Raw genomic sequence first — 3,080 nt, 5'->3', positions numbered from 1 at the left:
CCGCGGGTCAGCGGAAGTGTCTGGTCATCGAGTTCCACCGGATCGCCCCCCATGACGTCAGGCAGCTTCCGTTGGCGCCAGCTTTTCGCACAGCAACCCCGCCAGGCCGCGAATGCTGATCGAGGTGACGTCAGCCGAGGTGATGCGTACGCCCGTCTCGGTCTCGATGCGGGTACGCAGTTCGAGCGCGCCCAATGAATCCAGGCCGTACCCGGAGAGTGGCCGGTCGGGATCGACGTTGCGTCGCAGAATCAGGCTGACCTGATCGGAGATCAGTCGCCGCAGCCGGGTTGGCCATTCGTCCAGGGGTATCTCGTTGAGTTCGGAACGCAGTTCACTCGTGCCCGTTGGGTATTGCCCGACGGAGCGGAACGCCTCGGCGAAGGGACTGTGTTGAGCGAAGGCCGTCAGCCACGGGGTACCGGCGATCGGCGTGTAGCCGGTGTAGGCGCGGTCGTGGCGCAGCAATGCTTCGAACGCATAAGCTCCCTCGTCCCGAGCGATCGCAACTTCGGTGCGTTCCGCGAAGTCGGCAGCGCGCCCGATCTGCGCCCAGGCGCCCCAGCCGATCGCGGTGGCTTCCAGGCCCCTGGCCCTTCGCCAGTGGGTGAAGGCGTCCAGCCAGCTGTTGGCGGCGGCGTAGGCGCCCTGCCCTGGCGAGCCCACCAGCGCGGCCGCCGAGGAGAACGAGCAGAACCAGTCCAGCGGCTGGTCGGCGGTAGCGGTGTGCAGATTCCACGCACCGTAAACCTTTGGTGCCCAGTCACGTTCGACGAGATCGTCGGTGATGTTGCTCAGTGTGGCGTCGTCGACCACCCCCGCGGCGTGTAGCACCCCGCGGACCGGAAGCCCGGTGGCGGTAGCGCTGGCCACCAAGCGCTGCGCGGTGCCCGGTTGGGCGATGTCACCGCATTCCACCACGACCTCGGTGCCGCCCGCGCGGATCAGCTCGATCGTCTCCAGCGCCTCGGGCGTTGGCTGCGAACGCGACGACAGCACGATGCGTCCGCAGCCGGCTGCGGCCATCCTTCCCGCCAGGAACAGCCCGAGGCCCCCCAGCCCACCCGTGATGAGGTAGGCGCCGTCGCCGCGGAAGACCCGGGTCTGCGCAGGCGGCACCTTCACGCGGCTGGACCCGGTGCGAGGGATGTCCAGAACGACTTTGCCCGTGTGCTTGGCGCCACCGATCAGCCGGATTGCGTTGGCGGCGTCGGCAAGCGGGTAGTGCGTGATCACCGGGGCTGGCAGCTCGCCATCGGCGATGAGCTGGTACACCGTGCTCAGCAAGGCTCGGACGCGGTCCGGCTGGCTGTATGACAGCAGGGCCAGGTCGACGGCGTAGAACGCAAGGTTGTGTCGGAACGGGAAGAGTCCGAGCCGGGTGTCGCGGTAGATGTCGCGCTTGCCGATTTCGATGAAGCGTCCACCGATCGCCAGCAGTTCCAGGCCCGCGCGTTGGGCTGTGCCGGTGACCGAATTGAGCACGACGTCCACGCCGTACCCCTCGGTGTCGAGGCGTATCCGGTCGGCGAAGTCCAGGCTCCGCGAGTCATAGACGTGCTCGATTCCCATGTCGCGCAACAGTTGGCGACGGTGCTCACTGCCTGCGGTGGCGAAGATCTCGGCACCTGCGGCGCGGGCGATCGCGATCGAGGCCTGCCCCACCCCTCCGGTGGCGGAGTGGATCAAGACCTTGTCACCTGCCTTGATCCGAGCAAGTTCGCACAGGCCGAGGTAGGCGGTGACGTGCGCGGTCGGTACCGCCGCCGCGTGGTCATCGGAAAGTCCGTCGGGCAGCGTGACCACCAGGCGCGCGTCGCACGTGATGAACGTGCCCCAGCAGCTGTCGCCGGACAGGCCCCCGACACGATCGCCTACCGAATGCCCCGTCACGTCCGGCCCGATCGCGGTCACCACTCCGGAGAAGTCGGTTCCGAGCTGCGGCAGGCGCCCCTCGAAGGCGGGATAGCGACCGAAGGCGACCAGCACGTCGGCGAAGTTGATGTTGGAAGCGCTGACCGCGACCTCGATCTGGCCCGGCCCGGGCGCAACCCGTTGGCAGGCAACCAGTTCCATCGTCTGCAGATCACCGGGCGTACGGATCTGCAGACGCATCCCGTCGTGCTCGTAGTCCACGACGGTGCTCTTGCGCTCCTCTGCGCGCAGCGGGGCCTGCGCCAGCCGCGCCACGTACCAGGCCCCACGTCGCCAGGCGGTCTCGTCCTCCTCCGACCCACCGATCAGCTGCTGCGCGAGCTGCTCGGCACCGGTGGCGTCATCCACGTCGATCTGGGTGGCGCGCAGGTGTGGCTGTTCGATGCAGATCACTCGCACCAAGCCCCGCACGCCGGCCTGTTCCAGATTGGGAACGTCACCGGCCACCACGGTCTGGGCATTGCGCGTCACGACATAGAGGCGTGGCACCTGGCCAGAGACCTCCGCGCACTCACGGGCGATACGCACCAGATGCTTGACGTCCTCGCAGCCCAGCAGGGGGGACTGGTCATCGGCTTCGGCATTTCCGGGTCCGGTGAGGAGCACCACACCGGCGAACCCACCGGCTCGCAGATGACTCCGAAACCGATCGGCGGTCGAGGCGTGGTCGGCGTGCTGTGGCCAGCACATGGTGGTGCATTCCGCGGCAAGGCCTTTCATGGCGTCAGTCAACGTGGTGGCCACCATGTCTGCGGTGGCGGTGGTACTCATCAGCAGCCAGCTACCTGCGTCGGCATGCTCAACCTCGGGCAGGTCGCGCCGCGACCACTCGACGGTCAGCAGTCGCTGGGCCAGCATCCGATCGTCGCGGCCGCTGTCGGATGCTGTCGTGCCCAGTCGCAACCCCTGCACGGTGAGCAGGACCGCCCCGTGCTCGTCGAGCACGTCCAGGTCGGACTCGACTCCGGACGCATCGGCCCGCGTCACTCGGGTATGGCAGTAGCGGGCGCCGCGGGCGGCGCCGTAGGAGCGGAGCCTGCGAATGCCCAACGGCAACGCCAGCACGCCTTCGCCGAGCGCCTGGACCATCGGATGGGCCGCGACGGACTGGAAACAAGCATCCAGCAGCGCAGGGTGCACGCCAT

Annotated in this window: 1 protein-coding gene; it reads right to left on the bottom strand. The window is 68.0% G+C overall.

Going from position 1 to position 3,080, the window contains the following annotated elements; all coding sequences use genetic code 11:
* Window positions 1-57: 57 nt before the first annotated feature.
* Window positions 58-3,080, bottom strand: a 3,023-nt coding sequence (locus ACRDUX_RS38985) for an SDR family NAD(P)-dependent oxidoreductase (RefSeq protein WP_526422592.1), incomplete at its 5' end; no start/stop codon positions are given.

The sequence above is a fragment of the Mycobacterium sp. genome (assembly GCF_050701675.1).
Taxonomy (GTDB): domain Bacteria; phylum Actinomycetota; class Actinomycetes; order Mycobacteriales; family Mycobacteriaceae; genus Mycobacterium.
Note: the sequence above shows the minus strand (reverse complement) of the source record. Positions and strands in the feature narration are given on the sequence as shown.